A 23,377-nucleotide genomic window follows, 5' to 3' on the forward strand; every position below is an offset into this window, starting at 1 on the left:
CGCTGCCCCACCAGCGGGTCATCACCGGCTCGGGCGGCCGGCCACTCGCCCTGGACCTGACCGCCACCCGCAGCATGAATCCGTTCGCCCAGGCACCTGCCCACATCAGGAGGACGGTCCGGGACGGCGGCTACGTGGTCATCGTCGACAGTTTCCCGGACGGCCGGATCGCCGTTCGGGTAAACGGCGTCCCCACTCCCGCCACTCCCGACGTCGTCACTCGCCTCATCGTGGAGTCGACCAGCCAGAACCAGAGCGAGCGTCAGAACCAGAGCCCTTCCCTGCCGGCGATCGAGTTCTGGGTCAGGACACCGGAGGAGAGCCAGGCAGGCGCACAGCGCGAAGCCGGTTACGACGAGCTGGTCGCCCGATTCCAGGAGGAGGTCCGGGACCTTCTCGGCGTAGCCCCGAGCCTGGTCACACCGCCCAGCCCGGACGGCCCCCCGGCACCGTCCGGCACCGTCACGCCGCCCCCGGCGCAGGACGAACTCGACGCGATCACCCGTGCGCCCGCGGACGAGCCCGCGGCACCACCGTCACCGGTGCCGGACGAGCCGGAACCGGTGACCCGCATCGAGACCGAGCTCATCAGCGGTGTCCGCGTCCGTCTCCAGAACCGCCCCGCCGGGCGCGCAATCACCGACCAGGAGATCCTCGACGTCTACCGCCCGCTGACCCTGCTGACGGAGCACGAGCGGACCACGACCCACGACCTCGCCGGCATCGTCGACGCCATCCTTCGCGGCGAGGAGCCCGGCTTCCTCCACGGCGACGGACCCGGACCCGGCGAGCCGGCCGTGGCGCGGGCCGGGCAGCCCGCAGCACCGGTCGTGGTCGGGTCCGGGAACGACCGCGTGCTCGTGGATGGTCGCGGGTTCCGGCTGGAACGGGGAGTCCCCGGCGGCGGCTCCTTCGTCGAGGCGTTGATCGCGAGTGCGCGCAGCCAGCTCCCGAGTGCCCCGCTCGGGCAGTTCTCGGACAAGGACCTCCGGCTGGCCGCCTTCGAGTGGCTCCTGGGCGCCGGCGGACTGTCGACCCGGGTCATGCTGGACGACCCCCACAACGACACCCACCAGGACATCATCCGGGAACTGGTGGCCGGTCTCGACGCCGCCGGTCTGATGACCGTCCTCGGGAATCCGCCGGGCGGCCGGGCCGACCTGGAGATCCTCCGGAACCTCGCCGTCGCCGAGCTCACCGCCGACCCGGTCGGCCCCGTGTGGGAGCGGCTGCTGCGGACACATCCGGCGCTGGCCTCGCTGGGCGGACCCGATGGCGGCCTGGCGTCCCTCGGAATGGGCGAACTCGTGGCGCTGGCGGTCCGCCTGCCCGAGATGTGGCGGACGCCGTTCTTCGCGCCGGTCCCGATGGTGGTGGCTCGGGCGCTCGGCACGGATCTCGTCCTGGTCAGGCCCGCTTCCGGCGGCGGCCTGAGTGCCTTCACCCTCGACGGTTCCGGCATGCCCGACGGTTCCGGCAGGTCGCGGTCGGGCCAGGGCCAGGCGGTGTACCTGTTCCACGACGGCGGCGACCACTTCGACACGCTCGTCGACGAATCCGCGGACCCGAGCACGCCCGGCCCGGCGCCCCGGGACCACCCCGGGGTCGAGGTCCGTCCCGAAAACCGCACGGTCTTCACCGCGGCGACCGCCAGGAGGGCCGCCAGCCTGCGACCCCTGCCCGATGTGACCACGGTGTTCCTGCCACGGGCCGCCGACGGCCGGATCGCCCTGCCGGCCCCGGCCGGCGCGGAGGACCCGCAGGCTCTCGGCGTGGACGGCCTGCGCCGGCTGCTCGACGCGGCCGGCTGGCGCGGCGGCCCGGTGCAGTTCTGGGTTCCCCCAGAACCGCTCGGTGCGGACCCGGTCCGCCTCACCGCGCTGCGCAACCAGCTCGCGTCGTTCGCCGAAGCCCTGCGGACGGAGATCTGGGCGCCCCGCCCCGATGCCCGGCCGCACGTGGAGAACGGCGTGCTGCGCACCGACGGGAGCCCGGACAGCTGGTTCTCCGCCGTTCCCCAGCCTCAGCCGCGCGGCGGCCGACCGCTCATCACCCCGCCCACCTGGCTGACGCCGGATCCGGACGGCAGCCTGACGCCGCTGATCGGCGGCTCGGTGGTCTGGCCCGGCGGCATGGCGGTGATGACGCTGGAAACCTACCTGGCGACCCTGCCCGCGCTGCCCATGATCGTCCGGGATGAGCCCGGGATCTTCGACGTCATCCTCCCCAGCGGACCCCTCGGTGCCGGCACGCTGACACCCGACGGACGGTTCAAGCCGTTGCAGGCGAGCACCGTGGGCACTCTGATCCGTGGCGGGTGGCGACCCCCCGAGGACCTGCGGATCCTGGTGGACGGGGGTATCGGGGAGGCCGGAGCCGAACTGCGGCAGACGGCCGACGCCTTCCAGATCGAGATCCTGGTCCCGGCCTCCGGCAGCCGGGTGTCCTTCCCCGATCCGACCAGCCCGCCGACCGGCGGCAGCCAGCCGCGCCTCGTCACGGGCCAGGCCACGGCCCCAGCCACTGCTGCGGCCCCGGCCCCGGCGACTGCTGCGGCTACGGCTACGGCTACGGCTACAAGCACACCAGGCACCTGGCAGGCCCTGGGGCGCCCCGGCGAACTCGGCGCCGGCAAATGGGCGTCCGTCGACGGTGAGACACACCGTCGCACCGACGACGCCGTCGTCAACCTGCCCGCCGGCCTGATGATGCTGGGGCCCGGCGGGCGCGGAGCGCTCCCCACCCCCGGCGACGTCCCCAGCCGCATCGACCGGTTCGAGATCCGCAACGCCGAGGTCCGGCTCGACGACGATGACGAGGCGGTACTCGTCGTCCACCGCTTCGACGGCACCACCCACGACCTGCCCGCCGCCGACGTCCCCGCCTTCCTCGGCGCCCACGGCTGGACCGGCCAGCCACTGGTCATCGCCGGCAACGGCCTGGACTCCACCGCCCGGAATGCCTGGGCGCGGATCGGCGCCGCCGCCGGCGCCCACGTCTACGCGCCACCACCCGGAGTCAGCCTCGGGCTGTCGACCATCATCGGCGGCGACTCCCACCTGTGGCCCAACATGGTCCACCCGAAGCCGCGCTGGCAGCTGCTGTACCGCCCACCCGGGACCCGACTGCCCCTGGTGACGGACCCGCTCGGACGGCTGTGGCCGCCGGGGGACCCCGTCTGGGTCCAGATGGCCTCCTTCGGTCTGGCGTCACCGGCCTCAGCCCGCAACGACCATCCGGTGGCGGACGGCGGCATCGCCTATCCGGACGGTGTCTTCGCGCTGGACCTCCCGGTCCTGCCCGACGGGCGGCTGGGACTGGCCTTCAGCGACGGCACGGCCCGACCGCTCTTCGCGGGCCTGTCCCACCGACTCCGCACCCAGATCCGCAGGACGACCGGGCCCGACGGCACGACGGCGACGATCGGCGCGGTGGCGCTGTGGTCGCAGCCGCCGGCCCCGGCCGCCGACCAGAACCCCGGCGATCTCGCCACCATCACCTTCGACCAGGACGTGGAGGCGCTCGCGGACCTGCTCGGAGTTCCGGTCATCCGGATCGTGCCCGGCACCGACCCGTTCTCCTACCGCCAGGCTCCGGGCAGCAGCCTGCTGACCGGCCTGGCACCGGGTGGCCTGCTGTACACACCGGACATCACCGTCGTCATGCCACATGGCCGGGAGGGGCTCCCGGCCTACGTCCAGGTGGGGTCGGACGGCAGCCTGGCCAGGATCGACGAGGTCGACGCCCACGGACCGCGCGCCTACGACAACGGCTCCTACATGTTCGGTGCCCGCGCGGACTCGCCCGCCGGGAACATGGACGTGGAGCAGTGGGACGCGGCACTGCGCTGGCCGGCGGATCTCCCGCTGCTCGTCATCCACACCGACGAGGACGGACGGCCCTCCTGGGAGTCGGAGCGCCACGTCCGGATCACTGCTCGGGAAGTCGTGAGCGTGCTCCGGTCCCATGGCCGGCCGGCGAACGCGGCGCGCGGGGGGAAAGCGGCCCCGGCGGTCCCGCTGACGCCGTACCGGCTGATCACGCCCCGGATGCTCGGCCCGGAAGGGCGGGCCCGGCTGGAGGGTTTCGCCCGGAAGATCTCGGAAGGGCTCGGCGGCCTGCCGATCTATGTGGGCCACGACGCGACCCCGGTGGCCGATCTGGCCGACATCCAGGCCGTCGCCTGGGTGCCCGTGGCCGCGTCACCGGCCGGGACCACCCCGCGGATCGACCGGGTGCGGGACAGCCTGACCGGCCAGCTCGTCCCCCTCGACCACGGCTTCACCAGCGACGGCCTCGACTACGCGCACTGGTACCAGCTCGAGGAGCCGTTCGCGGACGTGCTCATGACGGTCCATTCCGACGAGCACGGCGTCTACGCCGTCGACCTGGCCGGCCCGACGCCCGACGAACGTGACGCCCCGCAGACACCCCGGCGGATCCCCGGCGTCCTCCAGGTGATCGTCCAGGGCGGGCTCGACTCCGTGACCGTGCACCTGGACGACGGCCGGGGACCCGTCATGATCCCCCCGCCAGCCCTCGCCGCCATCATCCGGCGGAACATGCCCACCCCCGCCACCCCGGGTGCCGGTGCCACGAACAGCAGTGCCCCGAACAGCGGTGCCCCGGAATCCGTCGCGCTGGTGACCGCACGGCCGCTGCCACGGGAGGACCTCGGCCTCACCTCGTTCCCGGCGCTGCTCGCCGTCGCGCTGGACCTGCCGGTGCGTGTGCGCCCCGTCCGGCCTCAGCCGCCCGGACAGTGGCCCAGGATCACGCGGCTACCCCGCCGGCAGACCATCACCGACCGCGGCGGACGGCCGACCGCGCTCAACCTGGCCAGGCCGGACAGTGCGACCGCGCTCCGCCAGGCACCCCCGCACATCAGAGCGGCCGTCGCCGCCGGCAGCCAGGTGATCATCGTCGGGAGCTTTCCGGACGGCCGGATGGCCGTGTACTTCGACGGCGCTCCGGTACCCACCGAACCGTACGTCGTCGCGCTTCTCATCGCGGCCCACGCCGGCCGGACCGCGAACCGCGGAAACCTGCCGGCGGAAATCAGGTTCCTGGTCAGAACCCCGGAGGGAACACAGCCGGGGAACCCCGCCGAAGCCGGATACACCGAGCGGCTGAACCGCTTCCAGAACGAGGTCCGGCGACTGCTCGACGGCCTCCTGAACACGGAGCAGATCGCCGCGCCCGGACCGGTCTACCCCGGCCCGGGCAGCCTGGTCACGCTGGGGGACGGGTCGACGGCGCGGACGGTGCGTCTCGCGAACACGAGTCCGAGCGATGTGGACGAGCTGCTGGCCGCGGTCGTCGCGAGTGCCGCCGCGCAGCATCCCGGCTCCGATTTCACGCAGATGCTGCACGATCTCGCGGTCGCTCCGACGAGGTTCCTCGCCGGGCTGCGCACCGGTCTCGCGGACCTGTACCAGCACCACCTCGGCCCGCTCGCCCACAACGGCCAGCCCGGCCAGGCCTCGCCGCTGCTCGACGAGGTGACCGTCCTCCGGGACGCCGACAGCATCCCCGCCGACCGGTCTCGCAGCGTTCTGCCGCGTGTTCTCGCCGATCTCCTGGGCGTCCGGCTGGTGATCCACACCCCGGCCAGCACGGGCGGCGCCACTCCCACCATCACCGGCCGGCTCGAGACCCGGCCGGCACCGTCAGCGCCACCCCACACCGACCCGACCCAGCCGGGACCGTCCACCCCGGTGTTCGACCTGCCCACCGTCGCCGTCTTCGAGGACACCGCGGCGCCCGACGGCCAGGGCCGGTTCTACGCACTCCAGCCGCACGGAACGGACACACCCCTCCCGGCCTTCCGGGACGACGCGCCGCCGAGCTACGACGGCACAGCGGAGTACACCGCTGTCCAGGACAGCCTCCGGCTGGTGGAGAACCGGATCAACCAGCGGTTCCCCGGCACCGTCCCCGCACCCCAGCCCACGGCCGAGCCCCAGCCCACGGCCGAGCTCCAGAGCACAGCCCAGCCCCAGACCGCACCCCAGGCCCAGGGCCTCCCGCAGGCCCTGGCCACACCACCCCCACAGAACCCGGCGGCGGCGCTTCCGGCGGCTCCGGCGGTCGAGGACCCGGACCTGATCAGTGCCGCGACCGACAGCCCACCCCAGGCCGAGGTACCGCCGGCACGTGGCATCGAGGTCGACGTGCTGCGCTGGGTGCGCGACGACCTGCGGGACCGGCCGGTCGACCGGGTGATCAGCGACGAGGAGATCCTGACGACCTACCGGGAGCTGCGGGTCCTGACGGCAAACCTGCGGATACCGGCCACAACGCTGACCGACACCGTGATCTCGACGCTGCGCGCCCAGCCGCGCGGCCGGCTGGGCGGCGGCGCGCCCGGGGATCACAGCGACGCCCGTCAGGCCTGGGAGCAGATCCAGCTCACGCTCGACCTCGGCGAGGGCGTCCTCACCTTCACCGCCGCCGACCTCACCCCCGACCAGTGGGCGCAGCTGGCCGGCTTCGCCGAGCAGATCGCCACCGAAGCCATCCGCCGCGCCGACGCCGGGCAACCACCCCTCACCCTGCACCTGGAAGGCGGGGCCAACGGCATCCCCTTCCTCCCCCGCCGTGCCGTCACCAACGGCAACCAGCGCGCCGTCGCCACCGCGCAGGTCCTCACCATCCTCATCACCGCCCGCCTCACCGACGCCGGCCTGCCCGGCGACCTGGTCACCATCCGCACCAGCAGCCGCGGCGCCCAGGCGACCAGCTCACCCGCCCACGGCCACACACCTTCCGCCTCCGCCGCGCAGCGCCGCCAGGTCCTCGGCTGGCTCACCGAAACCGTCACGCCCGGTCCCGCCGCCGGCCCCGTCCGCCACGCCGGCCCTGTCCACCCCGCCGGCGCCGTCCACCCCAGCGCCGGCTCCGCCCAGAGCGACACCAGTCCCGCCCAGAGCGACACCGGCCCCGCCCACGGCGGCACCACCGTCACCGGCTCCCGGCCGCAGGCTGAGAACAGGACGTCCGAAGCCGCGCCACCGGTCGTGGAACGGGCCGGGAACGACGGCGTGATCGTGGATCGGAACAGCTACCAGCTGCAGCGCATCACCCAGGACGACGACCGGTTCTTCAACGCGCTGATCGCCGGCATGCGCAGCCAGTTCCCCAGCTCCGCGCTCGGCGCGGCGACCAGCGGGCAGGCGCGCGGCGCCTTCGTCGAATGGCTCACGGGGCCGGGCGGCAGTGCGGCACGGCACCTGCTGGACGACCCACAGAGCGGCAGCTACCAGCACATCATCGGGGAGCTGGTGTCGGGCCTCGGCGCCGAACGCCTGGAACTGGTCCTCGGAGGCACGTACGACGACATCGATCCGCAGGCCCTCCGGGCGATGGCCGTCGCCGAGCTCGTCGACCATCCGTTCGGCGTCGCGTGGACCCGGCTGCTCCAGGTACACCCCGCACTGGAGCCGCTGAGCGACCGCGACGACCGCGGCGACCTGCTGGGCCTGCGGATGAGCGACCTCGTCGCAGCGGCGATCGCCGAACCGCGGATGTGGCGGACACCGTTCTCCGACCCGGTGCCGGAGCTCGCGGCGAAGGCGCTCGACCTCACGGTGACCCTCGTCAGACCGGCGCCCGGCGATGGTCTGACCACCGTCCCGCTCAACGCCCCCAGCATGCCGCGGCCAGGCCGGACGCTGCACCTCTACCACGACGGTGAGGAGCAGTACGACGCACTCGTCCGCGCACCCGGGGACCTGACAGCCGAGAAGCCACCTGCCGGGCCGACAGCTCCCGGCCCCGACGCCGCGCCGCCCGTCACACCCGAAGGGGCCGCTCCCGAGGCGACGGCTCCCGGATCCTCCATGCCGGGTCCGGAACGCGTGGTCCACCCTGGCGTCGACATCGACGCCGCTCAGCGCACGATCTTCACGGCAGAGACCGCCGAACTCGCCGCCGGTCTCACCTCCCTGCCCGACCTGACCACCGTGTTCCTGCCACGGGGCGCGGACGGCCAGATCATCCTGCCGGTCCCGGCCGGCCACGCCGCACCGAGCGCGCGGGCGCTCACCGTGAGCAGCCTGCGCGAGCTGCTGGACGCCGCCGGCTGGCGGGGTGGCCCGATCCAAATCTGGGTCGCGCCGGAACCATCCGGAACGAACCCAGACCGGCTGGCGGCACTGGAGAGCCAGCTCGGATCGTTCGCCGACGCCCTGCGCACCGAGATCTGGGCACCCCACCCCGGAGCCGGGCCACGGGTGGACGGCGGTGCGCTGCGCACCGCTCCAGGCGGCACTGCTCCAGGCGGCACCGGCAGCCCGGGCCGTCGCGGCTGGCTCTCGGCTGTTCCCCGGACCCGGCCGCGCGGCGGCGAACCAGTCGTCACCCCACCCACCTGGCTGGCACCCGACGAGGACGGCGGGCTGAAACCGTCGATCGGCGGCCCGGTGGTCTGGCCCGGCGGGATGGCCCTGATGACGCTGGGCACCTACCTGTCGGCCCTGCCCGACCTGCAGCGGCTGGCGCAGCGGCAGGACTCCGGCATCTTCGACGTCATCCTGCCGAGCGGGCCCGCCGGCGCCAGCACGCTCACCGCCGGCGGAGACCCCGCGGCGATCACGAAGGACATCGGCGCGACCCTCGTCCGCGCCGGCTGGCGGACGACGCGCAACCCCCAGGACCTGCGAATCTGGGTCGCCGAGGGCCTCGGCAGCGCCGAGCCCGAACTGCGGCGGCTCGCGGACGTCCACAGTGTCGAGGTCCTGGTCCCGGGCCCCAACAGCCTGCCGTCCTTCCAACGCCCCGGCGGCCGGCCGGCGCAGGGCAGCCGGCCCCGGCTCGTCACCGCCGCGGGTGGGCCGGGCACCTGGCGGGCGTTGGGCCGGCCCGGGGATCGCGGCGCCAGCAGATGGAACTCGGTCGCCGGCGAGGCGCGCCGCCGCACCGACGCCGCGGTCGTCGACCTCCCCGCCGGGCTGACCATGCTGAAACCCGGCGGCCGCGGTCAGTTCCCCCTGCCCGAGAACATCCCCACCCGCACGGACCGTTTCGAGATCCGCGACGCCATCGTCCGGGAGATCGACGGCGAGCGGATGCTCGTCGTCGGCCGGTTCGACGGGACGTCGTTCAACCTGCCCGCCGCGGACGTCCCGACCTTCCTCGGCGAGCACGGCTGGAAGAAGGGCCAGCCGCTGGTCATCGCCAGCAGCGATCTGGTCACCGCGGCGCGGGACTTCTGGGCCCGGGTCGGCACCGCCGCGGGGGTGCACGTGTTCGCCCCGCCCTCCCGGGTCAGGATCGCCCCCGGCACCCGCCCCGGCGGCGACTCCTACCTGTCACGCAGCGGCGCGAACCAGAACCCGCAGTGGCAGGTGCTGTACAGCCCGATGGGGCTCGCGCCACCACTGGTGACGGACACCCTGCGGCGACTGTGGCCACCGGGCACCCCCGTGCTGCTCCGGATGCCCGGCTTCGGCCTGGCCTCACCCACCGCGGGAAACCAGCACCCGATCACTGCTCGCAAGCTCCCCTACCCGCCCTCGGTCTTCGTGCTGGACCTGCCGGTACTACCCGACGGCCAACTCGGGATCGCCTTCCCCGACGGCACCGTCCGCCCGCTCCTCCCGGAGCTGACACCCACGCTGATCACCCGGATCCGGGCCACGCCGGCACGCTGGGGCCAGCCACCCCGACCAGGCGGCGAGGCGCGGCAGGGCGAGGCGCAGGAAGGCGAGGCGGGGCAGGCCGAGCCACAGAAGATCGAAATGGTGATGCTGTGGTCGCCGCCGCCGAACCCCGACGACCAGAATCCCATGGCGAAGGCGGCCGACTGGGCGCGTCGACACTGGGCGTCCCAGCCTGCGCGCCCGGACCCGGCCGCCGTGTTCGACCAGGATGTGCAGGCGCTCGCGAACGAGCTCCGGCTCCCGATCATCCGGATCGGCGCCGGAGCCGACCCGTTCTCCTACCGCTACGTCCCCGGCAGCGACGAGCAGCTGGACCCCCGCGCGCTCCTCGCCACCGCCAGCACGGGCACGCAGGAGATCACGCTGGTCACGCCGAGCGTCGGGACCGAACTCCCCTCCTACGTCCAGGTGGGGGAGAACGCCCTGCTGACCGACGTGACCAGGGTGTTCAAGGACGGGCCACGGGCCCACAACAACGGCTCCTACCTCTTCGGCTCGCGCGCGAACTCCAACGACGTGCTCAGGGAGCTCCTGGCGTGGGACAGCGCGCTCGACTGGGCGGCGGAACTTCCGGTGCTCGTCGTGCATCTCGACGAAAAGGGGCAGCTCACCTGGCGGATCGACGGCTCCGTCCCGCTCGCCGTGGAGCAGATCGTGACCGTGCTCCAGGCCGACGCCGAGACGCAGGCCAGGGCTCGGCAGCTCCCCGGCACCCCGCATCCGGCCGGGCGGGCACCGTCCGCTCCGACGGGACCGTTCCGGCTGATCGCCTCCCGAGACCCCGCTCCGGAACTGCGGACCAGGCTGGAGGGCATCGCCCGGCAGATCTCGTCGAAACTCGGCGGTCTGCTGATCTACGTGGGCCACAACGCGGAAGCGGCGTCCCACCTGCAGGACATCCGGGCCGACGTCTGGATTCCGGTGAGCGCGTCACCGACCGGAACCACCGCCCGGCCCGACCGGGTGCGCGACAGCGTGACGGGCCTGCTGGTCACCTTCGACAGCACTTTCGACAGCTACCAGAACCTGGACTTCGAACAGTGGGACCGGCTCGGCGCACCGATCGACGACGTGCTCATGGAGGTCCACTCCGACGAGCACGGCGCGTACGCACTCAATCTGGCCACGCCGAGGGCCGATCGTCCCGGCATCCGGTGGGTGCCCGAACGGATCCCGGGAATCCTCCAGGTGGTTCTCTGGGGCGGCCTCTTCTCCGCGACCGTGCGGCTGGACGACGTCAAGGCGGGCAACGTCCGCATTCCCCCGACCGCGCTCGCCGCCATCATCGCGCGGAACATGCCCACCACCGGCACCCCGACCAGCGTCGCGCTCGTGACGCCGGAGCCGGTGGCGCATTCCAGCCTCCACCCGGCCACGTTCCCGGTGATGCTGGCCGTGGAACTGAACATGCCCGTCGTCCTGCGGCCGGCCAAGGACACACCTCGCGAGCCGACACCCGTCGAACAGTGGCCTCCGGTGGAGGCCCTCCCCCACCACCAGGTCATCTCCGGGAGCGGCGGCCGGCCGATCGCCCTGAACCTGACGGGCACCCGCAGCGTGAACCCGTTCGCCCAGGCGCCCGCCCACATCAGGAAGGCGCTTCAGGACGGCGCTCTCGTGGTGATCGTGGACAGTTTCCCGGACGGCCGGATGGCTGTCCGGACAGGCGGGACACCGGCCCCCGCCGCGCCCTACGTCATCGCGCGCCTCATCGTCGAATCCACCGGCCGGGCCCAGAACCAGGACCAGGACCAGGACGTTCCATGGTCGGCGGTCGAGTTCTGGGTCAGAACGCCGGACGAGTCACAGCGGGGCGCGCAACGCGAGGCCGGCTACGACGAGCGGATCAACCGGTTCCAGGAGGAGGTCCGGGACCTCCTCGACGGCGCCCGGAGCACGGAGCAGATCGCCCGGGTCGAACCCGTGTATCCCGGCCCGGGCAGTCTGGTCACGCTGGCGGATGGATCGACGGCGCGGACGGTGCAGCTCGCGAACACGAGTCCGAGCGACGTCGACGAGCTGCTGGCCGCGGTCATCGCGAGCGCGGCCGCGCAGTATCCCGCGTCTGATTTCGTGGGGATGCTGCGGAGTCTCGCAGTCGCTCCGACGAGGTTCCTGGCGGGCCTGCGTACCGGACTCGCCGACCTGTACCAGCACCACCTCGGCCCCCTTGCCCACACCGGCCGGCCCGGCCAGCCCGGATCAGCCGCACCGCCCGGCACCGCCGGCGCCGGTACTCGCGATGCCGGGATTCTCGACGAGGCGAACGACCTGCGGGACGCCGACAGCATCACCGGCGACCGGACTCGCGGCGTTCTGCCGCGCGTTCTCGCCGATCTCCTGGGCGTCCGGCTGGTGATCCACACCCCGACCAGCACCGGCGGGACCACCCCCGTCGTCACCGGCAGGCTCCAAACCCAGCCCAGCCCCTCCGCCCCGGCGTTCGACCTGCCCACCGTCGCCGTCTTCGAGGACACCGCGGCGCCCGACGGCCAGGCCCGGTTCTACGCACTCCAGCCCCACGGAACGGACACACCCCTCCCGGCCTTCCGGGACGACACCCCGCCGAGCTATGACGGGGCGGCGGAGTACACCGCTGTCCAGGACAGCCTCCGGCTGGTGGAGAACCGGATCAACCAGCGGTTCCCCGGCACCGTCCCCGCACCCCAGCCCACGGCCCAGCCCCAGCCCCTGTCCACAGCTCAGCCTCAGGCGCAGACCCTGCCTCAGGCGCAGACCGTGCCTCAGCCCCAGACCGTGCCCCAGGCCCAGGGCGTCCCGCAGGCCCTGACCACACCACCCCCGCAGAACCCGGCTCCGGTGGTTCCGGCTGCTCCGGCGGTCGAGGACCCGGACCTGATCAGCACCGCGACCGACAGCCCACCCCAGGCCGAGGTACCGCCGGCACGTGGCATCGAGGTCGACGTGCTGCGCTGGGTGCACGACGACCTGCGTGACCGGCCGGTCGGCCGAGTGATCGGCGACGACGAGATCCTGACGACCTACCGGGAGCTGCGGATCCTGACGGCGAACCTGCGGATACCGGCCACGACGCTGACCGACACCGTGATCTCGACGCTGCGCGCCCAGCCGCGCGGCCGGCTGGGCGGCGGCGCGCCCGAAAGCGCCGGCCCCGTCACCGACGCCGGCACCGACCCGGAGCCGACGCCGCGCCCGGAGACGGAGTCGACCAGCCCGGCGTCGCGGACCACCTCGGTCCTGGGACGCTCCGGCACGTTCTCCTTCTCCTTCCCGCGGCCGCGGTTCGACCTCTCGCGGTGGTCGTGGCTGCCGCGGCGGACGACCGCCGCCTCGCCGGCCGGCAGCGGGCAGCCGACCCGGATGAACGGCCGGGTGGTCGACGGGCCGCCCGGCCAGTCCTTCGTCGTGCGGGAACTGGCCGGGCCCGCGGACCAGTTCGTCGAGGCGTTGCAGACGAGCCTGCGCCACCAGCTTCCGGGCGGGCAGTCGGACGTCCCGAGGGTCGAGGCGCTGCGGGAGTTCCTGGTGACGCAGCTCCGCGCGCTCCCGCCGCCCGGCGGTGGCCTGGACGTGGTCCCGCTGCTGGTCGACGCGCTGAGCGACACCGCGGTCGACGTCATCCTGCGGGCGGCACCGCCGAGCGCGGGCGGGACGGCGGGCCAGGGCGTGGGCAACCCCGGTGACGCCGCCCCCCGGACGCGGCTCGGGGCGTGGCTGCGGGCGGATCCGCGCACCGCGTTCCTCGTCCTGCAGCCGTGGCTGCCGGTCGCCCTGCGCGGGCTGATCCCGCATGTCCACGCCGTTCTCGACGAGCACGGCCGGCTGCCCCACAACTTCGAGCTGGCCGCGGCGGCCATCATGGACCCGTCGCTGATGACCACCGCGTTGGGCGCCGCGGTCCCGGCGGCCGTCGCCGAGGTCGTCGGCGTCGACATCCGGGTCATACTCCGCCACGGATCGCCGCGGCTCATCGCCGGCGGCCCCGGCAGCACCACCGGCACCGGTGACGGTGACGGGCGTCCGGTCATCTGGATGATGCACCGGGACGGCCGCTACCTCGGGCTGAGCCCCAGAGTCACCGGCCGCGCCGCCGCGCGGCCGGTGGAGCCCCCGTCGCTCGCGGCGTCCGCGTTCTCGCTCCCGCCGAAACCGACAGTGTTCACCGGGAACACGTCGAGCAACACCGGGCCGGATCCGTCCGCGCCGCGGCCCCCGGACCGGATCACCCAGCACGGGCGGATCGCCGCCTCGGACTCGGTCGTCAGCATGTACCCGGGCGAGATCGCCGTCTACCGGTGGCTCGAAAGCCAGCTCAGAGAACCGATGGGGGCCGCCTGGCCGGAGATCCAGCCGGACGTCGAGAACTTCGCCAGGGCATCCGTGGTGAAGGGCCGGCTCTCCGGGATGACCCGGGGCGACCGGCGGAAGCTGATGATCAGCCAGCGGGGCTGGCAGGGCTCCATCACGCTGGACGCGACCGTGCGCGACCTCCACCACGTCCGGAACGTGGACAAGTTCGAGTTCGAGGGCGGGAGCGAGTCGCAGGGAATCGGCGGCGAGCTCCACGACGGGCGGTGGCGGTGGCTGCTGTCGCTCCCGCTGCGGGCCGCGCGGGCCGACCTCGCCTGGACGGGGATCTTCGGGCGGAACTGGGACCGGCTGCGCGGCCGGCTGGAGTCCTCCGGCGGGCGCACGGTCGCGAAGGTGAAGATCGTCGAGACGGCCGCGCTCTACGACGGGTTCGCGGACATCCGGGCCACCATCGACCTGCGTTCGGGCGGCCTGCGGGGGGCTGCCGAGTCGGTCCCCGGGGTTCCGGAACGCCGGATCGCCCCGCCCCCGGAGCTGTTCGAGGTCGGGACGCGGATCGCGACCCCACTGGCGGAGAGCCCCGACGCGACCGGTGTCGTCCCGCCGCCGGCGAAGCACTTCGCCCCACCGGAGCGGGTCACCCGCGACCACCGGCTCGGGTCCACCGACGTCGTGCTCGACCTCTACCCGCTCACCGCGGCGGACGGGCTCATGCGCGACACCCGCGGCATCGCCGGTCTCCTCGACGGCCTCGACGAGTCCGGGCGCCAGGTGTACGGGCGGATGTGGCCGCGGGTGAAGGAGGAGATCCTCGGCGAGGTCGATCTGGACCGCATCCAGCAGCACCTGCGGGGCATGATGTCCGGTCAGCCGCTGCCCGTCCGGCTGGAGTCCGTCAACGAGTATCTGGAGATCTCCGCGGAGCTGGTCGAGCTCGCCCACCAGCGGGCCGTCGGCCAGACGGAGTTCAACGCCGGCATCGAGAACCACAACTCGACCTCCGTCCAGAACATCACCGGGGACGCGCTGCAGGTCCCCGCCGGCGGGCAGTTCCTCGGGACGATCGACGGCACCGTCGATCTCGCCGGCACCGGCACCGCGCAGGTCGGCCGGGACACGTTCACGCTGCACGACCAGAGCACCAAGGCCGCCATGACGACGAAGACCAGGGACAAGGACGGGCAGAAGTTCGGCGGCCGGGTCCGGCTCACCTTCGCGATGAGCCACCAGCCGGCTGTCGGCACGGTGCGCACCGCGAGCCCCACGGCCGACCTGGGGATCGACGCGCTGATCGAGACGGCGGAGGCCCGGCCGGTCGACCAGCCGGTCACCTGGTCCGCGGCGGACGCGGCGCCCCCGGCGACCGCGCCCCCGACGCAGGTCGCCGGCCGGAATGTGCTGATCCCGCCGGAACGGATCTGGGGCGGCGAGCCCGGAACCGGCATGCGCGACACCGACACGGTCCGCGACCTGCACGGGATGGAGCAGGTGCGGGCCGCGCTCGACGACGAGGGCCGGCGCTTCTTCGGCGAGCAGAGCTGGACCCTCATCCGCCAGGACGTGCTCGGCTGGTTCGACCGGGACCGGCTCATGGCCGGCCTGCCGGCGATGACCAGGGGGGCGGTGCTCGACGGTCCGGAGCTCAACCAGCGCGCCGTTCCGCCCGGCGCGTTCATCCAGGCGCGGGCGACGCTGGCCTCGACCACCTTCCGGCGCACGGCATCGACGGAACTCTCGCCGCAGGGCGACGTGACGAACCAGATCGCCCGGCGCCGGCTGAACTGGTGGAGCCAGCAGATCACCTCCCTGGTGGGTGGCACCCCCACCTGGCCCGACGGGCAGGTCACCGTACAGGGCCTGGGCGGGGTGGAGTTCCGGCGCCGCACCGGCTGGCGCATGCTGCGCTCCGGGAAGGTGGTCGTCGGCGGGCGGTTCCCCACCCGGGTCGGGATCTACGACAGCGGTGTCGCCCTGACCTTCACCTTCGGCGCCGCCGCGAAGAACACCGTCCCGGTTCCGGCCGCGGCGAAAGCCGAGATCACCATCCCGCTGGGCGAGGGCCTGCTGTTCCGCGGCTCCACCCGGCCGACGTCCCGGCTCACCCCGGCGAACTACGACGCCCAGGTGGCGGCCCACCAGGCGGAGGTGGCCGCGGGCAGCCCCGGCGCGGAGCCGGTCCAGCCCACCGGCAACCTCATCGAGCTGACCGAGGAACCCACCGACACCACCACCACCGGCACCGGCACCGGCCCCACCACCGGCCCCGAGATCCGGCCGCCGGCACGCCTGACCGACGAGCACCGCATCAGCCCGAGCGACGTCGTGACCCGGCTCGGCGTCGACGACCACGCGGTGATGCGTGAGATCACCCGTGTCGTCCAGCCGCTGGCCGGCTACCGCTGGCGGTCGAACGAACGCCGCCTGAACCGCCGTTTCGGCGGCGACCCGCTGCGGGCGCAGCTTCCCGCGCTGTCGGCCGGCGAGACGGTGAGCGCCAAGGTGGGCGGCCTGTTCGTCCGCGGCAGGGTGACGGTGGCCGCCGAGGTCGGCGACCTGGGCTACCGCGAGACCGTGCCCGGCATCGAGATGGAAAACGGCACCGAGACCGCGCAGGTCGTCGGCGGCAACGTCGACAACCGCTGGCGCCGGATCATCCCCTTCGCCGCCCGGTTCCGGCTGGGCGACGTCAGGGTCAACGTCACCGGCTCCGACAACCGGGACACGACGACCTCGCACACCGGCCACGGCGGCGGCCGCACCATCGCCCGGGGGAAGACCACCGAGGACGGGGCGCTAGTCACCGGCCCGGTCCGCTTCGTGGTGACCTACGATCTGCGCCGGTTCGGCTTCCGGCTGCGGCGCCCACCCGGGATGGTCGACCTGCCCGACACCGGCGTCATCGTCCCGATGCGCGACACCCGTCTCACGGACGACGACGGGCAGCCGGTGGACCGCGTCCCCGACAAGGCGTTCGCGCCGCCGGCGCGCATCCGCGACAGCCAGCGCCTGGGCTCCTCGGACATCGTGCAGGACCTGCGCGGCAACCCCGCCAGGCCCGACGGCCGGCTGGCGGGTATGGACGACATCCTGCGCGGCGTCGACACCCCCGGCCGGAAGGTCTTCGGCCGGCACTGGAGCGCGGTGCGCGGGCGGATCAAGGCCGAGGTGCCGCTGAACCGGCTCCAGTACGAGTTCCGGGCGATGACCGCCGGCGACCCGATCGAGGTCGCCGTGCCGGGCGGACGGGTGCTGATCACAGCCTCGGTGCCGGCGGCCGGCGGTGGCCTCGCGCACATCGGCAACACCCCGCAGACCGCCTTCCACACCGGCACCGAGCAGACCAGCATCATCGCGACCACCGACGGCATCACGGCCCTCGGGCGCTCGCGCAGCCACGTGGTCAACACCCAGCTGCTCAGCAGGATCGACCCGACCGGCGGCGGGCTGCCGGTCGCGCCGCGTGTCGGCGGCACCGTCATCGGCGGTACCGGCCGGGACGACGTGGTGACCGCCTCGGTGACCACGCGGACCTCGATGTCGATCAAGACGAAGACGCCCGGGGCGGTGTTCGACGGGCCCGTGCTGATCCACTTCCGGATGGAGCGCAAGCCGCGGCTGCGGCGGCCCCGGCTCTCGATCGACGACGCGGGCGCGCGGCTGCAGGTGCTCTCCGAACAGGTCGAGTCGGAGCCGCTCCCACCCGCACCCGCCGTCACCCCCGACCCGACGAAGACCGACCCGACGAAGACCGACACCTCGAAGACCGACGGCGTGAACACCGACGGCGCGGCGAGGAGCACGCCCGCCCCGCCGGCCCGGGTCTGGAGCGACGGGGAGGACCGCGGCCTGCGCGACACCGACGTCGTCCGCAGCCTGCCCGACACCACGGGCCTGCACCGCGCCCTCGACATCTACGGCCCGCGCGTCTTCGGCGCGGGCAACTGGGCGAAGGTCGGCGACGTCGTGAAGGCGACCTTCAGCAACGCGAACCTCGCCACCTCGCTGCCCGGCATGACCCGCGGCCAGCCGCTGACCACACCGCGCCTGCTGAACAGCGCCACCGCACCGGACGTCACCGCCTCGGCCTCCGCGCAGATCATGCATCTGCGCCAGCTGCGCGTCGACGAGGGCGCCGAGCTCAACCCGGTGAACGAGACCACCACGCAGGTGTCCCGGCAGCGCCAGTACTGGTCGCAGAGCGGCCTGACCGTCCAGGTCGGGCTGGAGGGCGATCTCACCGAGGCCGTGCAGGGCAGTGTCGACGTCGCCGGCGGCGGGGCGTACCGCAGCCGGAGCGCCGACGTCATCAGCTCGACCGGCAAGGTGGTGGGAAACGGGAAGTTCGTCAACCCCACGGCGAACTACGAGGGGTTCACCGTCATCTCGATCGAGCTGAGCAACGGCGGGCGGACGGAGACCCTCACCGGCGTCGTACCGGTCGAGCTCGGCTTTCCCGTCGAGGAACTGTCCGCCAGGCTCGACCCGAGGTTCGTCACCACCTTCGAGCTGCCCGGTGAGAACGGTGAGCCCGTCCAGTGGTTCGGGCCGCGGACGATGGACCTGCCACTGCCGCCGGTGCCCGCGGTCACGCCAGCTCCCACGGACACATCCACCCTGCCGGTCACCGATCCGGTGACCTCCACGATCCCGCTGGCACCCGTCACCGAATCGACCGGCAGCACACCCCAGCCAGAAGACACCGCCCCGCAGCCCCAGCCCCAGCCCCTGTCTCCGCAGCCGCAGCCGCAGCCGCAGCTCGAGGCTTCTGCCCCGCAGCCGCAGCCGCAGGATCTCGCCCCGCAGCCCGTTCCCCAGGCGGAGAATCCCGCGCCTGTCCGGACCGACCACATCGGCGGATCAGAAGTCCCGGCCCCCCAGCCAGAAGCTCCTGCTCCGCTGCCAGAGGCTCCTGCTCCTGTGCCTCAGGCCGAACCCCAGCCGGAGAATCCCGCGCCCCTCCCCACCGACCAGCCGACTGTGAACCCTCCCGAGCTGGAAACCCTGCCGGCGGCGGCAGCGGCGCTGGCCGCGGCAGGAGTCACCGGGGTGACCACCGAGATCCCGGCACCGGCCGAATCGGCCAGCGCACCCCAACCGGAGAACTCCATCCCCCATGAGCAGCCGGAACCGGAACCGGCACCGGCGCCTGAACCAGAACCGGTACCCGGAGTCACCTCCGCGATGGAAGGCATCCCACAGCCAGCTCCGGCACCGGAAACACCCGCGGAAGTCGCGGTGCAACCCGGACCTCCACCACTGGCCGCCACCGCCCGGGAATCCCGGCGGCGAACCGTCTCCCGGAACAGTTCGGGAGAGATGGTGGTCGACGGCCGCAGGTTCCGGCCGCGGGCGGTCGGCCGCGACGGTGACTGCTTCTTCACCGCACTGATCATCAGCGCCCGCAGCCAGCGCCCGGGCAGCCGCCTCGCCAACCTGACGGTGCCCGAGCTGCGCGGTCTCGTCCACCAGTGGTTCACCGGGCCCGGCGGCGCGGCGCTACGAGCCGAGCTCGACGACCTGAACGCCAGCGGCTACGCCGCGATCGTCAACGATCTCCTCGACATGCTCACCACCGCCGACCTCGCGGCCGTCCTGCGCGTACCGGACCCCGGGGACGACGACGCCTGGCCCGCACTGCGCGCCCGGGCCGGGGCGGTGATCCTCGGTGACCCGCTCGGCGCCGCCTGGGACCGCCTCCTGCGACTCGCCCCCGAGCTGCGCCGGTTCGACCTGCGACCAGGCATTTCCGTCAGCGAGCTCGTAGCCCTGTCCATCCGGTCCCGACTGCTCTGGGAGACACCGGCCTTCGACCGGGTACCCGAAATCACCACTCACGTCCTCAACTCCGACCTCGTTGTCGTCCGACCCGAACGACCCGGCAGGTGGCAGGGCCCGCTCCGGGCCTACGACCTCAACCCCGCGGCCGGACCAGGGGACGACAGCGCCATCCACCTTCTCTACAACGGGCACAGCCACTACGACGCCCTGATCGCCGCCGCCACCCCGGACCAGAACCAGCCGAACGAGGCTCCGGTGCGGCCGCAGACCGCGGACCAGCCGAACGAGGCTCCGGCCCGGCCCCAGACCGAGACGCCCGGCCCGCCCGTGGACGAACCGCGAACCGTCCGGCCGGGTGTTCTGGTGAACTCCGCGCGGGGCACGGTCTTCACCTCCCGGACCGCCGGCCTCGCGGCCGGAAGGCGTCCCAGCCGGCAGATCACCACCGTGTTCCTGCCGCGCACCGCGGACGGCCGGATCGGCCTGCCCAACCCGACCGGCCCGGTGGGCCAGAGCAACCCGGTGGGTCAGGCCGGCCCGGGCGGTCAGGCCGGCCCGAACGGCCAGAGTGACCCGACCGACGCCTCCGCGGTCGAGGCACTCACCCCCGAGGCCCTGCGCGAGCTGCTCGAGCAGGCCGGCTGGCGCGGCGGCCCCGTCCAGCTCTGGCTGCCCGCCCCCGACCCGGCCGCCGTGAACCCGGTCCAGGGGCAGGCGCAGGAGCAGGAGCGGGCCCGGGCGCTGAACGCACAGCTGGTCGGGTTCGCCGACAGCCTGCGCACCGAGATCTGGACGCCGAACCCTGCTGCCGCGCCGCGCGTCGAGGGCGGCCTCCTGCGCATCGACCCCCGGTTCCCGCACGCCTGGACCGTGACCCCGCCGCGCCCCCAGGCCGAGGGCGGCTCACCGGTCGTGACTCCACCCGTCTGGCTGGCGCCGACCGACGACGGCAGCCTCGGTCCCAGCGGCCGGATCGACGATCCCGTGGTCTGGCCCGGCGGGATGGCCTCGATGAGCCTCGACGAGTACCTGACCGCGCTTCCGGCGCTGCGCGGGCTGGCCCAGGCCGGGCCGACACCGGGGCTGTTCGACCTCATCCTGCCCGACGGCGCGGACGGCGCGGACGGCCCGCAGCTGCGGCGTGCCGACGGCACACTCGAACAGCTGCCCGCAGACCGCACCGAGCTCCGCGCCTGGCTGACACGCGGCGGCTGGCGGAACGGCGAGGACCTGCGGATCTGGTTCCGCGCCGGTCCCGGTGCCGCCCGGGAGACGCTGCGGAGCCTGGCAGTCCACAACCAAATCGAGATCCTGATGCCCGCCGCGGGCAGCCGACCGTCCTTCCACACTCCCGGCGGGGCGCCGGTGCCCGCCGGTCCGCCGCGGCTCGTCACCGGCGACGGCACCCCGGGTGTCTGGCAGGAGATCGGGCGTCCCGGCGACCTGGACGCCAGCCGTTGGGAGACCGTCGACGGGCAGCTCCGGCGCCGCACCACCGACGCCGTCGCCCACACCGCCGGCGGCCTCGCGCTGCTCCCACCCGGCGGCCGTGAGGTGCCCGCCCGCACCACGACCCGTCCTGATCATTTCGAGATCTCCGACTCATCGACCCGGCTCACCGCCGGCGACTCCCCGGCACTGGTCGTGGGCCGCTTCGACGGGACGTCCTACGAGGTGCCCGTCGCCGACGTGCCCGCCTTCCTGGCCGCGTACGGCTGGGCGGGCCAGCCGCTCGTGATCGCCGACGACGACCTCCCAGCCGAAGCGCGCGCCTTCTGGGCCCAGGTCGGCGCCGCCGCCGGCACCTTCGTCTTCGCCCCACGCGCCTACGCCGTTCTCGGGCGCCAGCACGATGGCGAGCCCTTCATCATTACGCAGGGCAGCCCTCGGCTGAGAGCCTGGGAGGTGCTGCACCACCCGGAAGGCCGGCCGCTGCCCCTGGTCACCGACCCGATCGGCCGGCTGCGGCCACCCGACGACCCCAGCTGGCTGCCGCTGGCCACCCTCGGCCTGGCCTCACCGACCTCGGCGGACCTCAGCAGCGCCGTCAGAAACGTCATCGCCGACGACGTCCTTCCCTACCCGTCCGCAACCTTCGTGGTGGACCTGCCGGTCCTCCCTGACGGCCACCTCGGCGTCACCTTCGGTGACGGGACGGTCCGCCCCCTCACCGCGGAACTGACGCCCGCGCTGATCGACCAGATGTGGAGCATCCAGAGCGGACCCGTCCGCACCCTGGTCCTGTGGTCACAACCACCACCCGCCGCCACCGAAGCCGCCGGCACCTTCGGCCGGGACGTCCAGGCTCTGGCCGACGCGTCCGGTCTCGCCGTCGTCCGCATCCGCGCCGGTGCCGATCCGAGCTTCCGCCGGGACGTCCCCGGCGGGCCCCTCCACACCACCGGCTTCGACGACGACGGCGGCGAGTTCCACCCGCCGGAGATCGAGATCGTCCGACCCCGAGGCCAGGAGGATCTCCCGACCCACCTGACGGTGGACGACGACAGTGTCCTGATCCAGGCACCGACGCCGGACCAACCCCCCGGCCAGCCCCGCCCCCGGCCCCAGCCGCAACCGCAACCCCCAGCCCCCGGCACCAACCCCAGCCCCAGCCGCAGCACCAACCGCAGCACCAACCGCAACCGCAGCCGCAGCACCAACCGCAACCCCAGCCCGAGGCGGCGGCCGAGCAGGAGACAGAGACGGAGATCCTGCCGGGAGACGAGCCGCGTACCGTCCGGCCGGGTGTTCTGGTGAACTCCGCGCGGGGCACGGTCTTCACCACCCGGACCGCCGACCTCGCGGCCAGAATGCGTCCCAACCGCCGGATCACCACCGTGTTCCTGCCACGCACCGCGGACGGCCGGATCGGCCTGCCCGACCCGAGCCGCCAGACCGACGCCGCGCCCGAGGCACTCACCCCGGAGGACCTGCGCGAGCTGCTCGAGCAGGCCGGCTGGCGCGGTGGTCCCGTCCAGCTCTGGGTTCCCGCTCTGCGCCCGAACCGCGTCGACCCGGCGCATGAACGGGCGCTGCTGGGACAGATGGGCCAGTTCGCCGACAGCCTGCGGGCGGAGGTCTGGGCTCCCGAAGCGGGGGCTGGCCCCGGAGTGCGTGGCGGTCAGCTCCGCGCCTTCGAGGTGCTACATGATCACTGGCAGGTAGCCACGCCACAGCCCGCGGCGGACGAAGGCGCTCCGGTCACCCAGCTCACCGCACCCACCTGGCTGGCACCGACCGCCAACGGCGGCCTCGGTCTCAACAGCCGGATCGCCGGGCCCGTGGTCTGGCCCGGCGGTATGGCCTCGATGAGCCTCGACGACTACCTGACCGCGCTCCCGGCGCTGCGTGAGCTGGCCCAGGCCGGGCCGACACCAGGGCTGTTCGACGTCATCCTGCCCGACAACATCGACGGCCCGCGGATACGGCTGCGCAACGGCCACCTCGGCCAGCTCCCACGGTGGCCCACCGAGCTCGGCGCCTGGCTGGCGCGCGGCGGCTGGCGGGAAGGCGACGACCTGCGGATCTGGTTCCGCGGCGGTCCCGGCGACGCCCGGGAGAGGCTGCGGAGCCTGGCAGTCCGCAGCAACATCGAGATCCTGATGCCCGCCGCCGGCACCCGGCCCTCCTTCCACACCCCCGAG

Annotated in this window: 2 protein-coding genes (both cut by a window edge); both read left to right on the forward strand. The window is 73.5% G+C overall.

The features are described 5' to 3' along the window. Positions 1-22,490 carry the 3' portion of a hypothetical protein gene (locus ACG83_RS45195; protein WP_054564277.1) on the forward strand. Its footprint begins 12,682 nt before the window's first position, so the window shows 22,490 of its 35,172 coding nt (coding positions 12,683-35,172); the start codon falls outside the window, past its left edge; it ends in the stop codon at positions 22,488-22,490. Next, positions 22,487-23,377, forward strand: the 5' portion of a protein-coding gene (locus ACG83_RS45200; protein WP_054564278.1) for a hypothetical protein. The gene runs 9,618 nt beyond the window's last position; the window shows 891 of its 10,509 coding nt (coding positions 1-891); its start codon is at positions 22,487-22,489; its stop codon lies off the right edge, out of view. Before ACG83_RS45195 ends, ACG83_RS45200 begins: the two co-directional genes overlap by 4 nt.

Origin of the sequence: Frankia sp. R43, from assembly GCF_001306465.1 — a bacterium.
Taxonomy (GTDB): domain Bacteria; phylum Actinomycetota; class Actinomycetes; order Frankiales; family Frankiaceae; genus Parafrankia; species Parafrankia irregularis.